This is a genomic window from Defluviimonas sp. SAOS-178_SWC, from assembly GCF_039830135.1.
Classification (GTDB): Bacteria; Pseudomonadota; Alphaproteobacteria; order Rhodobacterales; family Rhodobacteraceae; genus Albidovulum.
Window position 1 is genome coordinate 3,936,563 of record NZ_CP156081.1, and the last position, 22,374, is coordinate 3,958,936.

Annotated in this window: 20 protein-coding genes and 1 pseudogene; 14 read left to right on the forward strand and 7 right to left on the reverse strand. The window is 64.6% G+C overall.

Annotated features, from left to right (window positions below):
- Nucleotides 1-72 precede the first annotated feature (72 nt).
- Nucleotides 73-246, forward strand: a complete 174-nt coding sequence (locus V5734_RS20385) for a DUF1328 domain-containing protein (protein ID WP_347311433.1) — start codon at nt 73-75, stop codon at nt 244-246.
- Nucleotides 247-352: 106 nt separating this feature from the next.
- Here V5734_RS20385 and V5734_RS20390 read toward each other — a convergent pair whose 3' ends face one another.
- From V5734_RS20390 to V5734_RS20405, 5 genes and pseudogenes are all read right to left on the reverse strand, one after another.
- On the reverse strand, nt 353-811 hold the full coding sequence (locus V5734_RS20390; protein WP_432759695.1) for an HWE histidine kinase domain-containing protein: 459 nt from the start codon (nt 809-811) through the stop codon (nt 353-355).
- A gap of 123 nt (nt 812-934) precedes the next feature.
- Nucleotides 935-1,557 (reverse strand): annotated as a pseudogene (locus tag V5734_RS20395) (PAS domain S-box protein); the annotation flags it as partial.
- Complete coding sequence (locus V5734_RS21645; protein WP_432759696.1) at nt 1,551-1,949, reverse strand: hypothetical protein; 399 nt, start codon at nt 1,947-1,949, stop codon at nt 1,551-1,553. The gene V5734_RS21645 and the pseudogene V5734_RS20395, both read right to left, overlap by 7 nt.
- A 298-nt stretch (nt 1,950-2,247) precedes the next feature.
- Entirely contained in the window at nt 2,248-3,081 is an 834-nt protein-coding gene (locus V5734_RS20400) for a PRC-barrel domain-containing protein (RefSeq protein ID WP_347311436.1), read from the reverse strand.
- Nucleotides 3,082-3,167: 86 nt separating this feature from the next.
- A complete protein-coding gene (locus V5734_RS20405) occupies nt 3,168-4,403 on the reverse strand; it encodes a DUF2254 domain-containing protein (protein ID WP_347311437.1) in 1,236 nt (411 codons plus the stop codon).
- A gap of 144 nt (nt 4,404-4,547) precedes the next feature.
- Here V5734_RS20405 and V5734_RS20410 point away from each other — a divergent pair, with 144 nt between their 5' ends.
- The 3 genes from V5734_RS20410 (at nt 4,548) to V5734_RS20420 (ending at nt 8,060) form a co-directional block, all read left to right on the forward strand.
- The gene (locus V5734_RS20410; RefSeq protein WP_347311438.1) at nt 4,548-5,687 is read left to right on the forward strand and encodes an AI-2E family transporter; all 1,140 of its coding nucleotides are present in this window, start codon (nt 4,548-4,550) and stop codon (nt 5,685-5,687) included.
- 97 nt (nt 5,688-5,784) lie between these two features.
- Nucleotides 5,785-6,276: a hypothetical protein gene (locus V5734_RS20415; protein ID WP_347311439.1), complete on the forward strand. Its 492-nt coding sequence runs from the start codon at nt 5,785-5,787 to the stop codon at nt 6,274-6,276.
- Nucleotides 6,277-6,641: 365 nt separating this feature from the next.
- The gene (locus tag V5734_RS20420) at nt 6,642-8,060 is read left to right on the forward strand and encodes an FAD-binding oxidoreductase (RefSeq protein WP_347311440.1); all 1,419 of its coding nucleotides are present in this window, start codon (nt 6,642-6,644) and stop codon (nt 8,058-8,060) included.
- A gap of 30 nt (nt 8,061-8,090) precedes the next feature.
- On the opposite strand, the gene hemC is transcribed toward V5734_RS20420, so the two are convergent.
- Nucleotides 8,091-9,041, reverse strand: coding sequence for a hydroxymethylbilane synthase (gene hemC, locus V5734_RS20425; RefSeq protein ID WP_347311441.1), 951 nt, complete (start codon nt 9,039-9,041; stop codon nt 8,091-8,093).
- Nucleotides 9,042-9,145: 104 nt separating this feature from the next.
- Between hemC and hemE the strand changes: the two genes are divergently transcribed.
- Nucleotides 9,146-10,171, forward strand: coding sequence for a uroporphyrinogen decarboxylase (hemE, locus tag V5734_RS20430; RefSeq protein WP_347311442.1), 1,026 nt, complete (start codon nt 9,146-9,148; stop codon nt 10,169-10,171).
- A gap of 3 nt (nt 10,172-10,174) precedes the next feature.
- On the opposite strand, the gene V5734_RS20435 is transcribed toward hemE, so the two are convergent.
- Nucleotides 10,175-10,810, reverse strand: a complete 636-nt coding sequence (locus V5734_RS20435) for a TetR/AcrR family transcriptional regulator (RefSeq protein WP_347311443.1) — start codon at nt 10,808-10,810, stop codon at nt 10,175-10,177.
- A 127-nt stretch (nt 10,811-10,937) separates the two neighbouring features.
- Here V5734_RS20435 and V5734_RS20440 point away from each other — a divergent pair, with 127 nt between their 5' ends.
- The 9 genes from V5734_RS20440 to V5734_RS20480 all read left to right on the forward strand — a co-directional run bounded on the left by V5734_RS20440 (nt 10,938) and on the right by V5734_RS20480 (nt 22,346).
- Nucleotides 10,938-12,977, forward strand: coding sequence for an NADH:flavin oxidoreductase (locus V5734_RS20440; protein ID WP_347311444.1), 2,040 nt, complete (start codon nt 10,938-10,940; stop codon nt 12,975-12,977).
- A gap of 123 nt (nt 12,978-13,100) precedes the next feature.
- Nucleotides 13,101-13,964 (forward strand): FAD binding domain-containing protein, encoded by an 864-nt coding sequence (locus tag V5734_RS20445; RefSeq protein ID WP_347311445.1) that lies wholly within the window; start codon nt 13,101-13,103, stop codon nt 13,962-13,964.
- Nucleotides 13,961-14,437, forward strand: a complete 477-nt coding sequence (locus V5734_RS20450) for a (2Fe-2S)-binding protein (protein ID WP_347311446.1) — start codon at nt 13,961-13,963, stop codon at nt 14,435-14,437. The genes V5734_RS20445 and V5734_RS20450 overlap by 4 nt, the downstream gene beginning before the upstream one ends.
- 1 nt (nt 14,438) lies before the next feature.
- Complete coding sequence (locus tag V5734_RS20455) at nt 14,439-16,682, forward strand: xanthine dehydrogenase family protein molybdopterin-binding subunit (protein ID WP_347311447.1); 2,244 nt, start codon at nt 14,439-14,441, stop codon at nt 16,680-16,682.
- A gap of 1 nt (nt 16,683) precedes the next feature.
- A complete protein-coding gene (locus tag V5734_RS20460) occupies nt 16,684-16,929 on the forward strand; it encodes a MoaD/ThiS family protein (protein WP_347311448.1) in 246 nt (81 codons plus the stop codon).
- A 210-nt stretch (nt 16,930-17,139) separates the two neighbouring features.
- Complete coding sequence (locus V5734_RS20465; protein ID WP_347311449.1) at nt 17,140-18,246, forward strand: ABC transporter ATP-binding protein; 1,107 nt, start codon at nt 17,140-17,142, stop codon at nt 18,244-18,246.
- A gap of 82 nt (nt 18,247-18,328) precedes the next feature.
- Nucleotides 18,329-19,423 carry an extracellular solute-binding protein gene (locus V5734_RS20470; RefSeq protein ID WP_347311450.1) on the forward strand — a complete coding sequence of 365 codons (1,095 nt, stop codon included), beginning with the start codon at nt 18,329-18,331 and terminating at the stop codon, nt 19,421-19,423.
- Between the two features lie 86 nt (nt 19,424-19,509).
- Entirely contained in the window at nt 19,510-21,156 is a 1,647-nt protein-coding gene (locus V5734_RS20475; RefSeq protein WP_347311451.1) for an ABC transporter permease, read from the forward strand.
- A 5-nt stretch (nt 21,157-21,161) separates the two neighbouring features.
- Nucleotides 21,162-22,346 carry an ABC transporter permease gene (locus V5734_RS20480; protein WP_347311452.1) on the forward strand — a complete coding sequence of 395 codons (1,185 nt, stop codon included), beginning with the start codon at nt 21,162-21,164 and terminating at the stop codon, nt 22,344-22,346.
- Nucleotides 22,347-22,374 lie beyond the last annotated feature (28 nt).

Here is a 22,374-nt window from a genome sequence, read left to right on the forward strand (position 1 = left end):
TTTTGGCGACGTCCCGCGTTTTCCAGACATCTGCATCGACACAGCACTGCAACAGCAAGAGGAGCGACTACCATGCTCGGTTGGGCCATCACCTTTCTCGTCATCGCGCTGATCGCCGCGGCTCTGGGCTTCGGCGGAATTGCCGGCGCCTCCGCCGGAATCGCGCAGATCCTGTTCGTGATCTTCCTGATCCTGTTCGTCGTCGCGATGGTCGCGCGGGCGATGCGGGGCAAGCCGCCCGTCTGATCAGTCGAAGATCCAAAGATCCACTGCACGTGTTCCCGATCCGCATTTACCGGATCAGCGGCGGCCAGACCGGACCGGGGTATGTCCACATCGGTCCGGTCGCTTTTTATGCGGCGGCGATTGGCCCGGCCTGTCCGATGGCCCGCGACATCGCCTCGTCGAGCGAAGCGTAGTCGACCGGCTTCGACACAAGGTCGATTGACAGAAGCTCGTCGGGCAGCGCGTCACCGCCATCGCCGGTAAGGAAGACGACGGGAATAATCCCGCCCTGGGACGAAAGCGCCCCGTACTTGGCCGCGCTGGTGGCCAGTTCATGCAGGATCAGGCCGAGGGCATGGGCGGTTGGCGTGCTCACCCTGACCGGCGGACCGGAAAGCACCAGCCGGTCGTTGCCTTCGGCCGTATAGGGAGCGAGCTGGCGCCGGATAAGATCCCCGAGAAGCGGTTCGCCGGCGCCTTCGGAAAAGATGCTGTCATGCGCGGCCGCGATTGCCCTGAGCCGACCCGAGAACGTCTCTTGGAAGGCGTCGAAATCGCCGGAATTCCGCATCGTGTGCGAGGCCATGGCCTGGATCGTGGCAAGGATGTTCTTGACCCGGTGGTTGAGCTCTCCAACCAAAAGGCGTTGCCGCGCTTCGGCGTCTTTCTTGCCGGAAATATCCTCGATCACCGAGATGAGATACGATACCGCACCCACATCTTCGCGGACGCAGCCGACCGTGAGGTTCACCCAAATGATGCTTCCGTCCTTGCGCAAGTAGCGTTTTCCATCTCGTATTCATCGATCGTCCCCGCCAAGACATCCGCCAGAAGCGACAGATCCTTGTCGAGATCCTCGGGGTGGGTGATGTCCTGGAAGGATAGACGTGCCAATTCGTCCGGCGTGTAGCCGAGAATGTCACAGAGCTTCGTACTGACGCGAAGCCAGCTGCCATCCCGCGCGACATGGGCGATGTCCACGGCGGCGTTCTCGAACCTCGCGCGGAACCTCGCCTCGCTTTCGCGGAGTTTGGCTGCATGATGCTCGCGTTCCGAAAGATCGTAGAAATAGCAGACAGCCCCCAGCCTCCCGTCCGGGAGCGTCACACGCTCGATCTTCCAGTCGTAGGATTCGAGCGCGTCGATATCGTGCCGTCGTTCGACCGTGCTTGGCGCGTGATAGGGAATGCCGGTCTCCAGCGTGCGGCGGAAATGTCCGATTGCCTCGGAGGCGAAAGGTTCCGGCCAGAGGAGCCGCAGGATCTCGGAGAAATCGCGCCCGATGAGGGGCGATACGGTGCCGAAGGTTTTCTGCGCACCAGCGCTCAGCATGGCGAGGCGGAAATCGGCATCCACGGCGTGGATCCCGAACGGCGCGTTGGCGACGAGGTGCTTGAAGCTGTCATGCGAGGCCTTGAGCCTAGCCTCGCTCTCCTTGCGCTTGGTGATGTCGACACCGGACGCAACGATGTAGTCGATCGCGCCCGACGGATCACGATGGGGAGCAAGCTGGAAGTCGATGCAGAGCCGCCGATCGCCGGCGACCCGGATCTCGGCATCGTATCGGGCCGGTTCGCCATCGCCGCGCGGGCCACGGCTTCGCGCAATCGGTCCTGCGCCGCCCGGTCGAAGTTCCACCAATAGCAATCCCAGAAGGGCAGTCCGACGATATCGCCTCGCGCCAGACCGGCGGCCCGCAGCGCGGGTTCGTTGACCTCGGTCACCTTGCCATCGGTCGACAACGTCCCGACGAAGGCAACGATATTATCCAGTACGCCGCGCAATTGGCGCTCTGTCGCATCGTCTGGCGATGCCAACTGATTTGGAACGGGGACGTCATCCAGGGCGTAACCGCTTCATCTTCGAGGGCAGGACTTGTGCCTTGGACCGCAGAGTCGTGAGCCCAAGGCGCATATCGCGAGAAATTAGATACGGAAAAACCGCGGCCTGTCTTCAAGGAACAGGCCGCGGTTCACGCGTTCGCACGGATGGGGGCCCGCGCGCACTCGTTACTCTACGCGCTTATTTTTCATAGGTCGGAAGCGCCTCTAGCTGGTCGCGGGTCATCGAGACATAGACGCGCACGTCGTCGCCGCCGGTTTCGTGCAGGATGTCGATATCCGCCATCGCGAGCTCGACGGGCTTTTCACCGAGTCCGAGGAAGCCGCCCACGTCAATGATACCGTGCGTGATCTTGCCCTGATCGTTCAGGATCAGTTCGGAGATCTCTCCGATCCACTCGTCGTTGGCGTCGTAGGCCTTGGCCCCGGTCAGCATCTCGGTGGTCAGGTCCGCCTCGACGGCGGTCTCGTAGCCGTCGCGCATGACCGGATCCCGCGTCACCGCCTCGGCGGCGTCGTTCGCCACGTCGCCAACCGCGGTCGCGGTCGTGGCGGCGGCATCGCCGACGGTATCAGCCTTTTCCATCGCGCCATAAGCCCAGCTGTATTCCGGCGCTTCCTCGAAATTCGCGCGCGAGGCATTCATCACGAGGAAATAGTCGGCCTCATCGTCCGCCGTCGCGCTGTCGCCGACGAAGCGGAGGGCGCTCATGTCGACGGCCACCTGGCGCTCGCCCATACCGAGGAAACCGCCAATGTCGACGAGGACTGCCTCGACCGAACCGTCGCGCGAGAGGATGACGTCATTGACCTCGCCGATGTCGTCCCAGCCGTCCTGAAGACCGTCGAAAGCATCGCTGTCGAGGGCGGTTTCGCTGCTGTAGACACGCTGGCCGATGAACTCGGACGCATGCACTTCCATCGGGTCCGCCGCTTCGCGGAACATCACGTCCTGCGCGACCGAGGCGGTGCCGGCAAGGGCGAGGAATGCGGTGGAAATCATGAGGTTTTTCATGAGGATAAACTCCTTTGACCTTTACTGCATGAGCGCCGGAGCGCTTGCAGGGTCAACGTTCATCCAGCATCAGGGTTCCGACGATTTTACGAATTGACGGTCCGGCCTGCGGGCCCCGGCATGAGTTCGCTCACCGAGCCGATGTCGGTCTCGGCATGCCCCACGCGGGCGAGGTCGGCCAGAAGCAGCCGCGCATGCTCGCGCAATGCCCGGCGCGTCCCGGCGTGCCCCGATGCGAACAGGCGTTGATAGGCGCGGGCAAGGCCTTCCGCCATCAGGATGTTGGATGCCGCCGCGCGACGGAGCGGATGATAGGCTTCGTCCAAAAGCTCCTCGATGGAGGCGCCGGGCAGGATCACCCGCACATTTCCGCGCGTGTCCCGTATCGCTTCCAGACGCGGCGTCGAGCGCGAAACCCCGGCCAGCGCCCCCGACAGCATGTCGCAGACAGCGAGCGCCGTGAACGTATCGTTGACCCCGGGCGACAGTGCGCGGAGCGCGATTTCGACAAGGAGGTTCATCGAGAAATGCACTGTCCCCGCATCCGACCGGGCCGGTTCCTGGCGCACCGTGGCAGAGAGCTTTTCGCGGATATCGGGGGACACCTCGTCACTGACCGAAATCACCGGCGTATCGGGAAAGAGGTAATCCCCGGCGGTCCTCTCGACCTTCAGAACGACACCGGCCTTTTCCGAGAGGGCGACAAGCCCCTTGCGATCAAGCCGCGCGAGGTAACCCGACTCCGCCGTCGCCGCGAGCGGACGGAAGGTCGCAGGCGCCGGCAGTCCGCCATCTTCGCTGTTCTCCCTCAACCGTTTGAGATCGCGCTCCAGCCGCGCCGCGATCTTTGCGAGTTCGTCATCGACGGATACGGATTGGGCGACGGTCCGGACGAACCAGATCAACTGCACGACCGACGCGACGGCCAAAACACCGGCCCCCAGGGCCGCGATGCGCGCGGGCTCTTCACCGCCGAAACCGAGCCCGGCGAGCGCGAACAGGAACGTGCCGCCCAAAAGACCGGCGGTGACCTGATTGGCCCGCTCCGTCGTGAAGCGCTTCAGCAACCTCGGCCCGATGCTGGACGCGGCGAGAGTAAAGACGACGAGGGTAAGGGAATATGCAAGCGAGAGCGCCGTCATCGCACTCGTCGCGACGACGGAAAGGATGGTGCGCACAGCCTCCGCATCGAGGGCGCCGAGCCATGCGGGGGTACCGTAGAGCCGCTCGGCCATGGCCAGGCCCACGCCCGCGGCACCAATTAAAAGGGCAAGGGAGGCCGGAACCGTCAGAAGCGCCGTGAATGGTGTCCGCCAGGTCATGGGTCTTCCGCATCCCTCTCTCCGACAATGCTAACGCGCCATGCCCTTACCGGGTTCCCGCAGACTGTGCCAAGAATGGAACCGATTGGCGTCTTGCTGCGTTGACGATCCTAGGGCGATGTTTCGGGACGCCGGGGGAGCAGCATGAGTTCGGACAGTCAGCGCTTGGAGAACGCGGACCGGGACGTGCGCGGTGCGGATCTGGCCGCGATCCGGCGGTACCTGGGAATCATCGCGTTCATCTGTGCCGCCGTCGCAATCTACTTCGCGAAACAGGTTGTCCTGCCCTTCATCCTCGCTGTCCTTCTGGCGCTGACGCTCAGCCCGGTCACACGCACCCTCGCGCGCATCGGCGTTCCACCCATCGTCACGGCGCTTGTGCTGATCATCGCCGTCGCCACGTCGATGGCGGCCGGCGGCTATTTGCTGAGCGATCCCATTTCCGACTGGATTGACGACGCGCCCCGGATTCAGCGTGAGCTGGAAGGGCGTCTGCACGACATCACCGATTCCATCCGCTCGGTCCAGAAGGCGTCCGAAAAAGTCGATCAGATCGCGGAAACGGCGAAAGACCCCGACGTCGTCAAGGTGGCGATAGATCAGCCCGGCATCCTGACCTCGACGATACTCGATGTCGCGTCCTTCGCAACAACGTCGCTTGTGGCCCTCGTCCTTGCCCTGTTCCTGCTCGGCTCCGGCGACATGTTCTATGTCAAGCTGGCAGAAAGCTTCCCTCGCTTTGGCGACAAGAAGCGGGCCCTGAAGATCGCCTACGGCGTCGAGCAGAGCATTTCGCGATACCTGCTGTCGATTGCGGTGATCAATGCATGTCTGGGTATCGTTGTCGGGCTTGGCCTGTGGTTGATCGGGATGCCGCAACCGGCCGTCTGGGGGGCGGTGGCGTTCCTCTTCAACTTCCTCCCCTATATCGGTGCGATCGCGGGGGTCGCTCTTGTGGCGGCCGTGTCGATTGTCAGTTTCGACAGCTTCGGTCATGCCCTCCTCGCGCCCGGCTTCTATTTTCTGGCCACGACGATCGAGGGGCAGTTCATCACGCCGGTGATCCTCGGGCGGCGGCTGGAACTGAACGCGGTCTTCGTCTTCGCCACAGTCGTCTTCTGGGCCTGGATGTGGGGCTTCGCCGGCGCGTTGACGGCGGTGCCGTTTCTCGTCTGCCTCAAGGTCCTGTGCGACAATGTCCCGGCCTTGTCGACGCTCGGCGACTTCCTCGGCACGTCCGAAATCCGCGGCCGCTACGACCCATTGCGCGGCGAGGACGGCTGACGGCCCGCGCCGCGGGGCGGGAACCTCCCGCACCGGCCCGGCGTTACTTCCCCGACGGCCAACACCGGCCGCGCCGAAACGTACGAGGAGCAAGACCATGTTCACCACCACCACCGCACGCGGCCTCCTGGCCGGTCTCGTCATCGCCACCGCCGCGCCCGTCTTCGCCGAAACCATCGTTCGCGAGGTCGAGGTGACTGCGGATATCGACGCAATCCGGAACACCCAGGCGGCCACCCATTGGACGAAGCTGTCGGACGACCTCGAAAACGCCATCGTCAGCGATCTCGTCGGCAGGACCGGCGAGGAAGGCGCGAAGATCCTCGTCGATATCGACGAGGTCGAACTGGCCAACAGCTTCCAGTCCGCCGCCGGCACGGCTGAATCCCGCCTCGTCGGGGACGTCGCGGTCACCCATGACAGCGACAACACCAAGTTCGACGCATACGAGCTGACCGTCACGTTCGAACAGGCGGGACCGTTCTTCCTGCCGGGCACCGACTTGTCGACCATCACGATGGACAGCCAGGAATATTACAATGCGATGATCGCGGCCTTTGCCGATCACGTCGTGCGAAACCTGAAGTAATCGCTCCTGAATACTGGGATCGAATTGAGCCCCGGGCAGGCCTGCCCGGGGCGTCTTGCCATGCGGCGCATGTTGTCGGGGTCATCGACCGCGGCGGTTACCAAGCGAAAAAAGGCCGCCGGGGATCGAATGATCGACACACCGGCGGCCAGAGGAAGGCGATGGGGACAGGGCCTTCCGTCAGATCGGCGACACGCGGGGAACGCGGACAGGAATGCCGACTGTGAGAAGAACGCGCGATGCGCGGACTTGTTCCCGGCACTCCGCCGCCCTGCGTTCACAAGCGAGCCTTCAGTCCGCGATTTCCCTCTGGTCATTTGCACGTGCCCACAAGTAAGTGGTGCCGATCACGGGAGGTTCCGAACATGACGCTCATCGCCCGCCTGACGGACATCCTCGGCACGGGCCAGGTCCTGACCGGAGCGGATATGGCGGCTTATTCCAGCGACTGGACCGGGAAATACAACTGGACGCCCCGCGCCGTCTTGCGCCCCGGCACGACCGGGGAGGTCGCCGCGATCCTCCGCCTCGCATCCGAAGAGGCAATCCCCGTCGTCCCCACTGGAGGCCGCACTGGCCTGACCGGCGCTATCGCAGCCGAAGGGGCCCTCATGCTCTCGCTTGAGCGAATGAACCACATTCGCGCGATCCGGCCGGAAGCCCGCGTCGCCGTCGTGGAAGCGGGCGTCATCCTCTCCACGCTCCACGATGCCGCCGAGGCTGCGGGCCTCTACTTCCCGCTCTGGTTCGGCGCCCGCGGTTCGGCCCAGATCGGCGGAGTTCTCTCGACCAATGCCGGCGGTTCCAACGTGCTCCGCTACGGCTCGACACGTGCTCTCTGCCTTGGGATGGAGGTGGTCCTTGCCGATGGACGGGTGATGAACCTGATGTCGGAGCTTCACAAGGACAATTCCGGCTATGACCTGAAGGATCTTTTCATCGGCGCCGAAGGCACGCTCGGCATCATCACGGCCGCCACGATGAAACTGGTGCCCGCGCCCAGGGCACATGCCACGGCGATGCTTGCCGCCCCTTCCCTGCCCGCCGCCCTCACCCTCCTCAACCGCCTGCAGGAATCGACCGGTGGCCTTGTCGAGGCCTTCGAATTCATGCCGCGCCCCTATCTTGAGCAACTGCGCGACCGGCGGCCCGACCTTGGCCTGCCCTTCGCCGAGATCCACGACGTCACCATCCTTGCCGAACTCGGCGCCACCGCGCCGCGCGACACGACCCCGCTTCCCGACGGCTCGGTCCCGCTCACGACACTCCTCGAAGAGACGCTCGCCTCGATGATGGAGGACGGTCTCGTCCTCGACGCCATGCTCGCCCGGACCGAGGCCCAGCGCCGCGCGATATGGGCCCGGCGCGAGGCGGCGGCGGAAATCACCGTCGGCCACGGCCACACCGTCGACACCGATGTGGCCCTGCCGCTCGACAAGGTCGACGCCTTCCTTGCCCGCGCCCTCGCCGCCACCCAGCGGATCGACCCCGGGGCGGAGACCAACACCGTCGCCCATCTCGGCGACGGCAACCTCCATTACACCATCTTTCCGACCCGCGAGGATCCGGCACTGGACGAGACCCTCACCGAAGCGGTCGAGGACATCGTCGCCGACCTCGGCGGATCGTTCTCGGCCGAGCACGGGATCGGTCTTTCCAAGCTTTCGTCGATGCGGCGCCGAAAGGATAAGGTCGCGCTCGACATGATGCGGGCCCTGAAGGCGGCCTTCGATCCGAAAGGAATCCTCAACCCCGGCAAGACCGTTCCCAACAAAACGTCGTGACCAAAGATCGCGCGGGCAGGCTTTGTCTGCTCAGCGCCAGTCGAAGAACCCCTTCGGCGCCTCTGCGAGGAGCGCGCGCGCGAGGTCGGCGCCAGCCTCCGCTGCATCGGAGGCACCAAAGCGCCGCTCGCCCCGGATCACTTCCGACCCGTCCGGGCGCAGGATCTCGCCGCGCAGCCAGAGGCCGCCGCCCTCATGCACCGCCAGTCCGGCGATCGGCGTTTCGCACGACCCGTCGAGCGTTCTGAGATAGGCCCTTTCCGCCGCCAGCCGCTCACCGGTCGGGGCATCGTGGATCGCCGCCAGCAGGGCGCCGGCCAACGTGTCGTCGGCGCGCCGCTCGATCCCGATGGCGCCCTGCGCGACGGCGGGCAGCATCTCGTCGACCTCGACCGCGCTTTTCGCCAATGCCGCCATTCCAAGCCGGTTGAGCCCGGCCATCGCAAGGAAGGTCGCATCCGCCACGCCGTCGTTCAGCTTCTTCAGCCGCGTCTGCACGTTGCCGCGAAACTCCACCAGCTTGAGGTCCGGCCGGCGGTTCGCAAGCTGGGCCCGCCGGCGCAGCGAGGACGAACCGACAACCGCGCCCTCCGGCAGATCGGCCAGCCGCGCGAACGAGGTCGACATGAAGGCGTCGCGCACATCCTCGCGCGGCAGATAGCAGTCGAGCACCAGCCCGCGCGGCTGGTCGACCGGCATGTCCTTTGTCGAATGCACGGCGATGTCGATGGCGCCCGCCAGCATCGCCTCCTCGATTTCCTTGGTGAAGAGCCCCTTGTTGCCGATCTCCTTCAGCGGCCGGTCCGCCGCGATCAGGGTCTTGTCGTCGCCGGTGGTCTTGATGATGACGATCTCACAGGCGTCTTCGGGCAGGTGATGCGCCGACATCAGCCTCTGGCGTGTCTCGAACGCCTGGGCGAGCGCCAGAGGCGAGCCCCTGGTGCCGATCTTCAGCGGATTTTGTGCGTTGGGCATGTTCATGGCACCGGCATAGCCGCGACAGAATGCCCGCGCAATGGCCCGAGGCATGGCCCGCGCTTGACATCGGGTCGCAGGCCGGGATGAAAGGGGCGAAGGAGAGCACGATGACCAAGACGATCCTGCGCGCCCTAGCCGGCGAAACCCAAGCCGTTCCACCGATCTGGATGATGCGCCAGGCGGGCCGCTACCTGCCGGAATACCGTGAAACAAGGGCAAAAGCGGGGGATTTCCTGTCGCTTTGCTACAATTCCGAGCTTGCGGCCGAGGTCACGCTGCAACCCATCCGCCGCTACGGCTTCGACGCGGCGATCCTCTTCGCAGATATTTTGTTGCTGCCTCAGGCACTTGGTTGCGATCTCTGGTTCGAAACCGGCGAAGGGCCGCGATTGTCCACGATCACGACTGCGGACGGTCTGGCTGCACTGAAACCCAAGGACGCGATTCACGACACGCTGGGTCCGGTTTACGAGACCGTGCGCATCCTTTCCCGCGCCCTGCCGCGCGAGGTCACACTGATCGGCTTCGCCGGGGCTCCCTGGACGGTGGCGACCTACATGATCGCCGGGCGCGGAACACCCGACCAGGGTCCGGCACACCGCCTAAAGGCCGAAGATCGGGCAACCTTCTCCGGCCTCATCGACCGTCTGACGGAGGCGACGATCGACTATCTCTCGGCTCAGGTCGAGGCCGGGGCCGAAGTCGTCAAGCTGTTCGACAGCTGGGCCGGGTCGCTCAAGGGACAGGACTTCGACGATTTCGCGCTTCGGCCAGCCAAACGGATCATCGCGGAACTCAAGGCCCGCCATCCGGGGCTGCCGGTCATCGCCTTCCCGCGCGAGGCGCGCGCGCGCTATGTCGGCTTCGCGAAGGCGACCGGGGCGGATTGCGTGGCGCTCGACAACTCGGTCTCGGCCGAATGGGCCGCCGAACACGTCCAGAAGGACGGCTGCGTGCAGGGCAACCTCGACCCGTCGCTCCTCGTGACGGGCGGGCCCGCACTGGTCGCGGAAACGAAGAAGATCGTCAGCGCCTTCTCGAACGGCCCGCATATCTTCAACCTCGGGCACGGGATAACGCCAGATGCGGATCCCGAGAACGTGCACCGGATGATCGAGGCCGTCCGGGGCTGAATCTCAGCGGCTGATCCGGGCGTGGTGACGGGCGGTGAAGGCCGCGAGCTCCGCATCCGTGGCGCGCTTTCCCGTGAAGGTTTCCAGGTAGGTCGGGATGCGGGTGAGGCGGACCTGGAACGTTTCGTCCGTGCCGAGCGTGATATAGCCGACCTGCGTAAGGTAGATCGTAGTGGCGCGGATGTCGGCTTCTTCCGGCACGTAGCCGTAGCGCTCGAACATCGCCCGAATCGCCCCGATCCGGCTTGCATCTGCCGCCTCAAACGCGGCGCCGAGCCGGATGTCGGTGCGCGCCCAGTCGCGCATCGCGACGTCGAGCGGGGCATCGAACAGTTCGGGAGCGATCCAGCAATCGAAGAGATTCAGCACAGCCGACGCGATCGTTGGCGCCGGCAATTCGGTCTGACGGATCAGATTGCCGGTGTTCTTGTCCTGCCAGCGCCGGACAAGCGCGGACAGAAGGGCATCGCGGTCGGCGAAATGCCAATAAAAACTGGTGCGCGAGAGTTTCAGGCGCTTCGCCAGCGGCTGGATCTTCACCGCCTCCACGCCACCCTCGATCAGCAGCTCATAGGCGGCATCCGTCCAGCCGGCCTCCGTTCCACGCCAGCCGCGTCCAAGGGGTGCTTCGTCTTCCATAGGCCTGATCTAGCCCGACTCGTTTCGCGACGGTCGCAAAAAATCGACACATATGTCGGTTTTTGTCGATCACATCACACTTGCACCGCTTAATATCCCTGCGACACCGCCGATGAGGGAGATCATCATGGCCTCGAACGACCCGCTTCTTCAGCCCTATCAACTGAAGCACCTGACACTGAAGAACCGGATCATGACGACGAGCCACGAGCCCGCCTATCCGGAAAATGGCATGCCCAAGGACCGCTACCGCGCCTATCACGTCGAACGCGCCAAGGCAGGTATCGCCATGACGATGACGGCAGGCTCTGCGGCGGTATCGAAGGACAGTCCGCCGGTCTTCAACAACATCCTCGCCTACAAGGATGAGGTCGTCGGCTGGATGAAGAAGCTGACCGACGAATGCCATGACCATGGCTGCGCGGTGATGATCCAGCTGACCCACCTTGGCCGCCGCACCCATTGGAACAAGGGCGACTGGCTGCCCGCGCTGACCACCTCGCATCAGCGCGAGCCGGCCCACCGCGCCTTCCCGAAGAAAATGGAAGACTGGGACATCGCCCGCATCATCCGCGACTACGCCGATGCGGCCGAACGGATGGCGGCCGCTGGCCTCGATGGGGTCGAACTGGAATGCTACGGCCATCTGATGGACCAGTTCATGTCGCCCCTGACGAACGAGCTGGACGCGCCCTATGGCGGCAGCCTGGAAAACCGGGCGCGCTTCGCGATGGAGGTGACGGCCGCGATCCGTGAGCGCACCGGCGACAAGTTCCTGATCGGCGTCCGCTACACCGCCGATGAGACCGCGAAAGGCGGCATCACCGAGGATGAGGGCGTGGCGATCGGCAAGATGCTGCGTGACAGCGGCAATGTGGATTTCCTCAACATCATCCGCGGTCAGATCCACACCGATCCGGCGATGACCGACGTGATCCCGGTGCAGGGCATGAAATCCGCCCCGCATCTGGATTTCGCGGGCCGTATCCGGGCCGAGGTCGGGATGCCGACCTTCCACGCCGCCCGCATCCCCGACGTCGCCACCGCCCGCCACGCGGTCGCCAGCGGCAAGCTCGACATGGTCGGCATGACGCGGGCGCATATGGCCGACCCGCATGTGGTACGGAAGATCATCGAAGGACGCGAGGACGACATCCGCCCGTGCGTCGGCGCCACCTATTGCCTTGACCGCATCTACCAGGCCGGTGACGCGCTTTGCATGCACAACGCAGCCACCGGGCGCGAGCTGACCATGCCGCATGACATCGCGCCTGCCGAAACGCGCAAGAAGGTCGTGATCGTCGGCGCCGGACCTGCCGGGCTAGAGGCCGCCCGAGTAGCCGCCGAACGCGGCCACGCCGTGACGGTGTTCGAGGCTGCGTCGCAACCCGGCGGGCAGGTCCGCCTGACCGCGCAAAGCCCGCGCCGAAAGGAGATGATCGGCATCATCGACTGGCGCATGGCCCAATGCGCCGCCCGCAACGTTGAATTCCGCTTTGACACCTGGGCCGAGGCGGACGACGTGACAGCGCTCAATCCCGATGTCGTGATCGTCGCCACGGGCGGCCTGCCCCATACAGAAGTGCTGGAAACGGGCAACGACCTCGTCGTCTCAAGCTGGGATCTGATCTCGGGCGATGTGAAGCCGGGTTCCAATGTGCTCGTCTACGACGACGCGGGCGACCATGCCGGTCTTCAGGCCGCCGAAGTCGCCGCCAAAACCGGCGCGAAGGTCGAGATCATGACGCCCGACCGCAGCTTCGCACCCGATGTGATGGCGATGAACCTCGTGCCTTACATGCGGACGATGCAGGACAAGGACGTCACCTTCACCGTGACCTATCGCCTTACCTCGGTCGCGAAGGACGGCAACCTGCTGAAGGCGGTGATCGGTTCGGACTACATGCCGCTCGCCAAGGAGCGGCACTACGACCAGATCGTGATAAACCACGGTACGCTGCCGCTCGACGAGCTGTATTTCGAGCTGAAGTCCCTGTCGTCGAACCTCGGCGAGGTCGACTACGAGGCACTGATCGCCGGCAGTCCGCAGAAGGTCAGTGGCGGCCCGGCTGAGGGGTTCCAGCTGTTCCGCATCGGCGACGCCGTGGCCGCGCGGAACACCCATGCGGCAATCTATGACGCCCTCCGGCTGGTGAAGGACATCTGAGGGCCGCCCCGGCCTTTCCCTTTCCGCAATGATCGGTATTGTGTTGGCTCGGAACCGATCTGCGCCCGGCGCGCGGCGGCGACGGAACATACTGCGAAGGCGGCCCGGAGGCTTAGGCAAAAGATGCGATACGTAGCTGCGAAAACCGCGAAGGAGGCTGCGGGGCTGCTCGCGGCCGAACCCGGATCGTCCCGGATTCTTGCCGGGGGCACCGACGTGCTCGTCCAGTTGAAATCCGGCGTGGTCGAACCCGACCTGATCGTCGATATCAAGAAGATCCCCGGACTCGGTGACATCACCGCCGAAGCGGGCGGCTTCCGCATCGGCGCGGCCGTCCCCAATGCGGTGCTCGGGGAACACGCAGGTGTCGTGGCGCTTTGGCCCGGCGTGGTCGAAGGCGCGAACCTCATCGGTTCGACGCAGGTGCAGGGCCGCTGCACGATGGCCGGCAACCTCTGCAACGGCTCGCCCGCCGGCGACGCGGTGCCTGGCCTCGTCGCCGCGAATGCGGTCGCCCGGATCGCCGGCCCCGACGGGGAACGCGATTGCGCCGTGGCGGACATTCCGGCCGGCCCCGGCAAGACCACGTTGAGGAAGGGAGAGATCATCACCTCGATCTTCCTGCCCGCCCGGCCCGAACGCGCCTCTGACGCCTATCTGCGCTTCATCCCGCGGACCGAGATGGACATCGCCGTCGCCTCCGCTGCCGTGTCGCTGGAACTGGACGATGACGGCACGGTCAAATCTGCCCGCATCGCGCTTGGCGCGGTTGCCCCGACCGTCGTCGTGGCCGACGCGGCGGCGCAGCTACTCGTCGGAACGATGCTCGAAGACGCCACACTCGCGAAAATGGCCAAGGCGTGCGAGGCCGTCTGCAACCCCATCGACGACAAGCGCGGCACGGTCGAATACCGCACCAAGACCGCCGGCACGCTCGCCAAGCGCGCCGCCGTCATCGCCTATGCCCGCGCCGGAGGTTCGAAATGAAGTCCATCCCCGTCTCAACCACGATCAACGGCGATCCCTATGAATTCCTGTGCGCGCCGGACGAGACGCTGCTCGACGTTCTGCGCAATCGCCTGGCGCTGACCGGCGCCAAGGAAGGCTGCGGCACCGGAGATTGCGGCGCCTGTTCGGTTGCACTGAACGGACGGCTCGTCTGTTCCTGCCTTGTCCTCGGAGCCGAGGCCGAGGGCGCCGAGATCAGCACGATCGAGGGCATGGCCGACGGCGACGTGCTTCATCCCCTCCAGCGCCATTTCATCGACCATGCCGCCCTTCAGTGCGGCATCTGCACTCCGGGAATCCTCGTCGCCGCGAAATCGCTGCTGGAGAAGAACCCCGATCCGACGGACGAGGAGGTGCGCTATTGGCTCGCCGGCAACCTGTGCAGATGCACGGGTTACGACAAGATCATCCGTGCCGTTCAGTCGGCCGCGGCCGAGATGAGGGGGGCCTGAGATGTCACTGGACGAATACCGCAAGCGCGAGTTCAAGCAGGTTGGAACCAGGGTGCGTCGCCCTGACGGGGTGGACAAGGTCACGGGCCGGGCGATGTACGGCGCGGACGCAACCGCGCCCGGGATGCTGATCGGCCGCATCCTGCGTTCTCCGTACCCGCATGCCCGGATCAAGGGTATCGACACCTCGGCCGCCGAGGCGCTGAAGGGCGTGAAGGCGATCCTGACCGGTGCCGACCTTCCCGCGCAGGACGACGACTTCATCCGCGACGTGCAGGACAACTGCATGGCCCGCGACAAGGCGCTCTATGACGGCCATGGCGTAGCCGCCGTCGCCGCGGTGGATGCCGCCACGGCCAAGGCGGCGCTGAAGCTGATCAAGGTGGATTACGAGATCCTGCCCCATGTCACCGACGTGGACGTGGCGGTCAAACCGGGCGCACCGGTCGTGCAACAGGGGCGCACCTTGGAAAACGTCCCGGCCGGCATGTCGGAGAACGTGACGAGCCATTGCGAATTCGGCCACGGAGATCCCGCCGCCGGATTCGCCAAGGCCGACAAGGTCATCGAACGTCACTTCCGTACCGCAGCCACCCATCAGGGTTATATCGAACCCCATGCCGCGCTCGCCTCCGTCACCTCGGACGGCAAGGCCGAGCTTTGGTGCTGTACGCAGGGGCAGTTCTTCGTTCGCACCTTGTGTGCCGCGATCATGGGGATGGAGGCGAGCCAGCTGCGCGTCACCGCCTCGGAAATCGGCGGCGGATTCGGCGGCAAGACGACCGTCTTCATCGAACCCGTCGCACTGGCGCTTTCCCGCAAGGCCGGCCGGCCGGTCAAGATCGTCATGACCCGCGACGAGGTTTTCCGCGCCACCGGCCCGACCGTCCATACTTCGATGGATATCAAGATCGGCATGACCAGGGACGGCAGCATTACCGCCGCCGAGGCGCATCTGCGCTACTCGGGCGGTGCCTTCCCTTGCGGCACAGTCGACATGGGAGCGCAAGCCGCCTTCGCCGCCTATGACCTTGATAACGTTCGCACCTACGGCTGGAACGTGCTTACCAACCGTCCGAAGGAAGCGGCATACCGGGCACCGGGCGCGCCGCAGTCGATCTACGCGGTCGAAAGCGTGGTGGACGAGCTTTGCCAGCATTTCGGGCTCGACCCGCTCGACGTCCGGCTGAAGAACGCGGCGAAGAAGGGAACCAAGTCGTCCTACGGGCCGACCTTTCCGGATATCGGTCTGACCGCCACGCTCGAGGCCGCGAAGGCGCATCCGCATTACGCGGCGCCCCTGTCCGAAGGTCAGGGCCGCGGCATTTCCTGCGGGTTCTGGTTCAACTTCGGCGGCAACAGCTGCGTCAGCCTCAACGTCAACACTGACGGCACGATTGGTGTGACCGAGGGCAACCCCGACATTGGCGGTTCCCGCGCCTCGATCAGCCTGATGGCGGCCGAGGAACTGGGCATCGACTACGACCGGGTGCGCACCATCGTCGCCGACACGTCCTCGCTCGGTTACAACGACGTCACCGACGGCAGCCGCGTGACCTTCGCCGTTGGCCTCGCCACGATCAAGGCCGCGCGCGAGGCGATCCGCGTGATGCGGGGCCGCGCGGCGAAGATCTGGGGGATCGACGAGGACGCCGTCGACTGGAAGGACGGCGCGGCAGTGCCGGCCGGTCCCAACGCCGGGAAGTTTCCGCCGATGAGCCTCGCCGAGATCGCTGCCGTGTCCTTCGAGACCGGCGGGCCGATCGCCGGCCATCACGAGGTCAACGTGGACGGCGCGGGCGTCAGTTTCGGCGTCCATATCGTCGATGTCGAGGTCGACAAGGAAACGGGCGCGACGAAAGTCCTGCGCTACACGGTCTTCCAGGATGCGGGCAAGGCGGTGCATCCATCCTATGTCGAGGGCCAGATGCAGGGCGGCGCCGTGCAGGGCATCGGCTGGGCGCTGAACGAGGAGTACATCTACGGGGCCGACGGACGGTTGCAGAACCCCGGCTTTCTCGACTACCGCGTGCCGGTCGCCTCGGACTTGCCGATGATCGACACGGTGATCCTCGAAATTCCGAACCCCGGCCATCCCTACGGCGTGCGCGGAGTGGGCGAGACTGGGATCGTGCCGCCTCTGGCGGCCCTCTCCAACGCCGTCTCGCGGTCGGCCGGTATCCGGCTTTCCGAACTGCCGATGTCGCCGCCGCGCGTTCTGAAGGCGCTCGGCGCGGCGGGCTGAGATGGTCAGGGTCCTGCTCTGGGGTTCGCTCCGGCAGGCGGCGGACGGTCAGACCGAGGTCGAGGTCGAGGCGCGGAATTTCAAGGAGCTCCTCGACAGGCTCGCCGCGCGCTATCCGGGGCTTGAGCCCCAGATTCGCCGCGGCGTCTCGCTGTCGCTGGACGGCGTGATCTATCGCGAGGCCTGGTTCACCGAGATCCGGCCCGACGCCGAAGTCGTGCTGATGCCTTACATGACCGGTGGGTGAGCGCAAAATTCGCCGCCATCATGCGCCTGCGGAACAAATTGTCGCTTCAGCGCAGAATTGCGTCGCGAGGAGGCCAAACCTCAACTTCGTCCCGACAGAATTTCCCATCCCGATACGGTTCCGAAACAACATCTTGCAATCGTGGGCCGGTTCCGTGTTAGTTTTACTACGGGTAAAGAAGACTCATAAAATCCGACGGGGAGCCCAAATTTGACAGATTCAAAAACCGGCGGCGACGCCGCGTTCGTAGAGTTTGATCATGTTCAGAAGAGCTATGATGGAGAAAATCTGGTCGTCAAAGACCTCAACCTCTCCATAGCCAAAGGCGAATTCTTGACGATGCTCGGACCGTCGGGCTCGGGCAAGACGACCTGCCTCATGATGCTCGCGGGATTTGAGACCGCGACGCATGGCGACATCCGGCTTGCCGGGCGTCCGATCAACAACATCCCGCCGCACAAGCGCGGCATCGGCATGGTGTTCCAGAACTACGCGCTTTTCCCGCACATGACGGTGGCCGAGAACCTCGCCTTCCCGCTGGAAGTGCGCAAGATCGGCAAGTCCGAACGCGACGCAAAGGTCAAGCGCGCGCTCGACATGGTGCAGATGGGCGCCTTTGGCGGACGCCGACCGGCCCAGCTTTCGGGCGGCCAGCAGCAGCGGATCGCGCTTGCCCGCGCCCTCGTGTTCGAGCCGGAGCTGGTGCTGATGGACGAGCCGCTTGGCGCCCTCGACAAGCAGTTGCGCGAACATATGCAGTTCGAGATCACCCGGCTGGCCCATGACCTCGGCATCACCACGGTCTACGTCACCCACGACCAGACCGAGGCGCTGACGATGTCGGACAATATCGCCGTCTTCGACGATGGCCGGATCCAGCAGCTCGCCCCGCCCGCAGTCCTTTACGAAGAGCCCGAAAACAGCTTCGTCGCCCAGTTCATCGGCGAGAACAACACGCTTCTCGGCTTGGTGAAGGAGATCAAGGGTGACGTTGCGGTTGTCGAACTCGATGGTGGCGAACTGATCGACTGCAAGCCGGTCAACGTGTCGAAACCGGGCGAGCGCACGCGCGTGTCGATCCGGCCCGAGCGGGTCGAGTTCAACAAGTCGCGGCTTCAGGCCGGCGCTCACACGCTGAAGGCCGAAGTGCTCGAATTCATCTATATGGGTGACATCTTCCGGACCCGGCTGCGGGTCGCGGGCAACGACGACTTCGTCGTCAAGACCCGCAACGCGCCCGACCAGGTCCGGCTCACCCCCGGCCAGCAGATCGAGATCGGCTGGCTGCCGCAGGATTGCCGCGCGCTCGACGCCTGAACGCAATCCATGAATTTGGCCCAGGCGCCTGTCCCGGGGCGTGGGTCAACACAATCAAGACGGGACTGTTAGGGAGTAACCAATGAAACTGAACCAAACTCTTCTTGCGACAACCGCGCTGGTGTTGTCGGCGGGGGCCGCTTCGGCCGTCGACCTGACGCTGGTGTCGTGGGGCGGCGCATACCAGAACTCGCAGCTCAAGGCCTATGCCGAACCCTACATGGCCGAGCATCCGGACGTGAACATCATCTGGGACGAAAGCTCGGCCGAGGCTGTCGCCAAGCTCCGCGCGATGAACGAAGCGGGCAACATCACCTGGGATCTCGTCGACGTGACCGTGTCGGACTCGATCCGTCTCTGCGACGAAGGTCTCGCGAAAGAGATCGACTTTGACGAAGCGCTCGCCCCGGCACCGGACGGCACGCCTGCCTCCGAGGACTTCGGCGACACTCTCGTGAACGACTGCTTCATCCCGCAGATCGTCTACTCGACCACGTTCGGCTACCGCACCGACCTCGTCGGCGACACGCCGCCGACCACCGTCTGCGACATCTTCGACCTCGAGAAGTATCCCGGCAAGCGCTCGCTTCAGAAGCGCCCGATCGACAACGTCGAATGGGCTCTCTACTGCGACGGCGTCGCCAAGGAGGATATCTATGAAGTCCTGAGCACCGATGAAGGCCAAAAGCGCGCCTTTGACAAGCTCGGCACGATCAAGGATCAGGTCGTGTGGTGGAGTGCGGGCGCCGAGACGCCGCAGCTTCTGGCCGACGGCGAAGTCGTTATGGGGTCGACCTTCAACGGCCGCCTCTTCTCGGCCATCGCCGAGCAGCACCAGCCGATCGCGATGCTCTGGGATATGCAGTCCTACGATCTTGACGGCTGGATCGTCCCGGCCGGCCTGTCCGAAGAAAAGGAAGCGGCAGTCATGGACTTCCTGAAGTTCGCGACTGACACGCAGCGCCTTGCCGATCAGGCCAAGTACATCTCGTACGGCCCGGCCCGCGCCTCCTCCGCACCGCTCGTCGGCAAGCATGCGGAACTCGGCATCGACATGGCGCCGCACATGCCGACCGACCCGGCGAACGCGACCAACCCGCACGTCTATGACTACGGCTGGTGGGCGGACAACCGCGACGATCTGGACGCCAAGTTCCAGGCCTGGCTCGCGCAATAATCGCGCGTTTCGGAGGGGGCCGTCAGGGCCCCTTCCACCCCATTCGTTTGTGACTTTGATCATCTGAAATCTCTCACGGGGGAGACATGAGCGACACAACCCAAGTCGGTCCGATGCGGGCTGCCGATGGCACGCCGCTGAAGAAAAGCCTCGCCCGGGCGCTCCGGCGCCAGAAACTGCGCGCGCTGATGCTGATCGCGCCGCTTCTCATCTTCGTGCTCGTCACCTTCATCGCGCCGATCGCAGACATGCTCTTCCGATCGGTCGAGAACCAGATCGTCTCCGACACGCTGCCGCGCACGGTGGTGGCGCTGAAGGACTGGAACGCAGATTCAGGAGAGGCCCCCGGAGAGCAGGTCTTCGCCGCCCTCTCCACCGACTTCCAGATCGCCGCCGAAGAGAAGAACCACACCAAGCTCGGCTCGCGCCTGAACTACGAAAACCCCGGCATCTCGTCCTTGTTCCGCAAGACCGGCCGCGGCGCCGAGGATATCGGCAAGACCTTCATGGACCAGTTCGTCGATCTCGACAAAACCTGGAAAGAGCCCGAAACATGGGCCGCGCTCATGGGGTCGGACAGCTGGCTCGCCGACGACGCTGCCTGGATCAAGGCCAAGGACAAGAAAGCGCCGCAGCCCGCGTTCGATCTGCGCGACGGCGTCGCCGCCGCGCTGCCGACGACCGCCGCCGTCTATCGTACATTCGCCCGCGACGTGCGGATTGACGGCCGCAAGAGCCCGTCCGACACCAAACCCTGGCCGGTCCTCTTCTCGGCGCTGGCCCAGGACCTTGCCGTGGCCACGCCCGACATGCTGTCGCAGATCGCCGGCGGCGACATAGCGCGGCTTCAGGCGGCGGCGACCGCCGTGGACAGCTCCGCCCCCTACTCCTTCAAGGAGGCGTTCCTCGACATCGACAAGGACTGGGGCGACGTCGACAAGTGGGAGACGATCAAGGCCTACAGCCCACCCTACACGCCCGGCTATTTCCTGAACGCGGTCGACCTCGAACAGGGGCCCGACGGCATCCAGGCCCGGCCCGAACAGCAGAAGATCTATGTGAAGCTGTTCGTCCGTACGCTCTGGATGTCCTTGATGATCACCTTCTCCTGCCTTCTGCTCGGCTACCCCGTCGCCTGGCTGCTGGCCAACCTGCGCTCGTCCACGGCGAACTTGCTGATGATCCTCGTCCTCCTGCCATTCTGGACCTCGCTTCTCGTGCGGACCTCGGCCTGGAAGGTGCTTCTGCAACAGCAGGGCGTCATCAACGACATCCTCGTCTGGCTCGGGCTCGTCAACGATGCGGGCCGGCTCGTCATGATCAACAACCAGTTCGGCACGATCATAGCGATGACGCACATCCTGCTGCCGTTCATGATCCTGCCGCTCTACTCCGTGATGAAGACGATTCCGCCTTCGTACCTGCGGGCCGCCAAGTCGCTCGGCGCCACGAACTGGACGGCGTTCTGGCGGGTCTACTTCCCGCAATCGGTGCCGGGCATCGGCGCGGGCTCGATCCTGTGCTTCATTCTCGCCATCGGCTACTACATCACGCCGGAACTCGTCGGCGGTACGAACGGCGTCTTCATCTCGAACCGGATCGCCTACCACATCTCGTCCTCGCTGAACTGGGGACTGGCGGCCGCGCTCGGTGCGATCCTGCTCGGCGTCGTGCTGCTGCTCTACTACGTCTACGACAAGGTCGTCGGCATCGATAACGTGAAGCTGGGGTAAGGAATATGAGCATCGCACACGCCGAGATTCCGACCCCGAGCCTCACCGGCTTCACCCTGCCGATCATGGCGGCTGCGGGCGCATTCACCGGCTACATCGTCGGCACCGCGCACGGAACCCAGGTAACTGGCGTCATCGGCGGAGTCGTCATTGCCGTGGCGCTGGGTTACGTGCTGGCGCAATTCATACCCGATCGCCGGATCGGACGCCTTGGCGCCGCGATCCTTGCGGGGATCGCGGGGATGGCGTTCGCCGGTTTCTCCGGGCTCATTGCCGGGGTGCTGATCGGGTTGATCCTCAGCTGGTTCGCCTACTGGCTTTCCTCCGGCGACTATCGTGCCTCGGTTCCAACCTATGCGACGGCGGGCGATGTGCTCTGGCACAACTCGTTCAAGTTCATCTGCGGGCTGATCTTCTTCTTTCTCATCGCGCCGATCGTCGTGGTGCTGCCGCTGTCGTTCAACGCCCAGGATTTCTTCACGTTCACGCCCGAAATGCTGGCGCTCGACCCCGAAGGCTATTCCCTGAAGCACTACCGCGACTTCTTCACCAACTCCGACTGGCAGGGCGCGCTCCTGAACTCCGTCCGCATCGCGCCGGTCGCGACGCTTCTGTCGGTCAGCTTCGGCACCCTCGCCGCGATCGGCCTCAGCCAGAGCCACGTCCCGTTCCGCCGGGCGATCATGGCAATCCTGATCTCGCCCATGATCGTGCCACTGATCATCTCTGCCGCCGGGATGTACTTCTTCTATTCCCGGATCGGGTTGCAGGGAACGTATTGGGGCGTCGTCCTCGCCCATGCCGCGCTCGGTATTCCCTTCGTGATCATCACCGTGACCGCGACGCTCGTCGGGTTCGACCGGTCGCTGACGCGGGCGGCAGCGAATATGGGGGCCGGACCGATCCGGACCTTCTTTAAGGTACAGATGCCGCTGATCCTTCCCGGCGTGATCTCCGGCGCGCTCTTCGCCTTCATCACCTCGTTCGACGAGGTCGTCGTCGTTCTCTTCGTCGGCTCGGCGGGTCAGAAGACGCTGCCCTGGCAGATGTTCATCGGCCTCAGAGAACAGATTTCGCCGACGATTCTCGCCGTGGCCGCGATTCTCGTCGCGTTCTCCATTGGGCTTCTGACCGCTGTCGAGCTTCTGCGCCGGAGATCTGAACGGCTGCGCGGCATGAGCCCGAGTTGAGCGTGAGCAAGGCGGGTTCACGCCCACC

What these genes read in the sequence shown, in the direction of transcription:
- V5734_RS20455 (WP_347311447.1), top strand. Translation starts at nt 14,439, where the DNA reads ATGTCACTGGACGAATACCGCAAGCGCGAGTTCAAGCAGGTTGGAACC.
- V5734_RS20400 (WP_347311436.1), bottom strand. Translation starts at nt 3,081, where the DNA reads ATGAAAAACCTCATGATTTCCACCGCATTCCTCGCCCTTGCCGGCACC.
- V5734_RS20405 (WP_347311437.1), bottom strand. Translation starts at nt 4,403, where the DNA reads ATGACCTGGCGGACACCATTCACGGCGCTTCTGACGGTTCCGGCCTCC.
- V5734_RS20410 (WP_347311438.1), top strand. Translation starts at nt 4,548, where the DNA reads ATGAGTTCGGACAGTCAGCGCTTGGAGAACGCGGACCGGGACGTGCGC.
- V5734_RS20475 (WP_347311451.1), top strand. Translation starts at nt 19,510, where the DNA reads ATGAGCGACACAACCCAAGTCGGTCCGATGCGGGCTGCCGATGGCACG.
- V5734_RS20470 (WP_347311450.1), top strand. Translation starts at nt 18,329, where the DNA reads ATGAAACTGAACCAAACTCTTCTTGCGACAACCGCGCTGGTGTTGTCG.
- V5734_RS20450 (WP_347311446.1), top strand. Translation starts at nt 13,961, where the DNA reads ATGAAGTCCATCCCCGTCTCAACCACGATCAACGGCGATCCCTATGAA.
- V5734_RS20445 (WP_347311445.1), top strand. Translation starts at nt 13,101, where the DNA reads ATGCGATACGTAGCTGCGAAAACCGCGAAGGAGGCTGCGGGGCTGCTC.
- V5734_RS20390 (WP_432759695.1), bottom strand. Translation starts at nt 811, where the DNA reads ATGGCCTCGCACACGATGCGGAATTCCGGCGATTTCGACGCCTTCCAA.
- V5734_RS20460 (WP_347311448.1), top strand. Translation starts at nt 16,684, where the DNA reads ATGGTCAGGGTCCTGCTCTGGGGTTCGCTCCGGCAGGCGGCGGACGGT.
- V5734_RS20385 (WP_347311433.1), top strand. Translation starts at nt 73, where the DNA reads ATGCTCGGTTGGGCCATCACCTTTCTCGTCATCGCGCTGATCGCCGCG.
- hemC (WP_347311441.1), bottom strand. Translation starts at nt 9,041, where the DNA reads ATGAACATGCCCAACGCACAAAATCCGCTGAAGATCGGCACCAGGGGC.
- V5734_RS20440 (WP_347311444.1), top strand. Translation starts at nt 10,938, where the DNA reads ATGGCCTCGAACGACCCGCTTCTTCAGCCCTATCAACTGAAGCACCTG.
- V5734_RS20420 (WP_347311440.1), top strand. Translation starts at nt 6,642, where the DNA reads ATGACGCTCATCGCCCGCCTGACGGACATCCTCGGCACGGGCCAGGTC.
- hemE (WP_347311442.1), top strand. Translation starts at nt 9,146, where the DNA reads ATGACCAAGACGATCCTGCGCGCCCTAGCCGGCGAAACCCAAGCCGTT.
- V5734_RS20435 (WP_347311443.1), bottom strand. Translation starts at nt 10,810, where the DNA reads ATGGAAGACGAAGCACCCCTTGGACGCGGCTGGCGTGGAACGGAGGCC.
- V5734_RS20415 (WP_347311439.1), top strand. Translation starts at nt 5,785, where the DNA reads ATGTTCACCACCACCACCGCACGCGGCCTCCTGGCCGGTCTCGTCATC.
- V5734_RS20480 (WP_347311452.1), top strand. Translation starts at nt 21,162, where the DNA reads ATGAGCATCGCACACGCCGAGATTCCGACCCCGAGCCTCACCGGCTTC.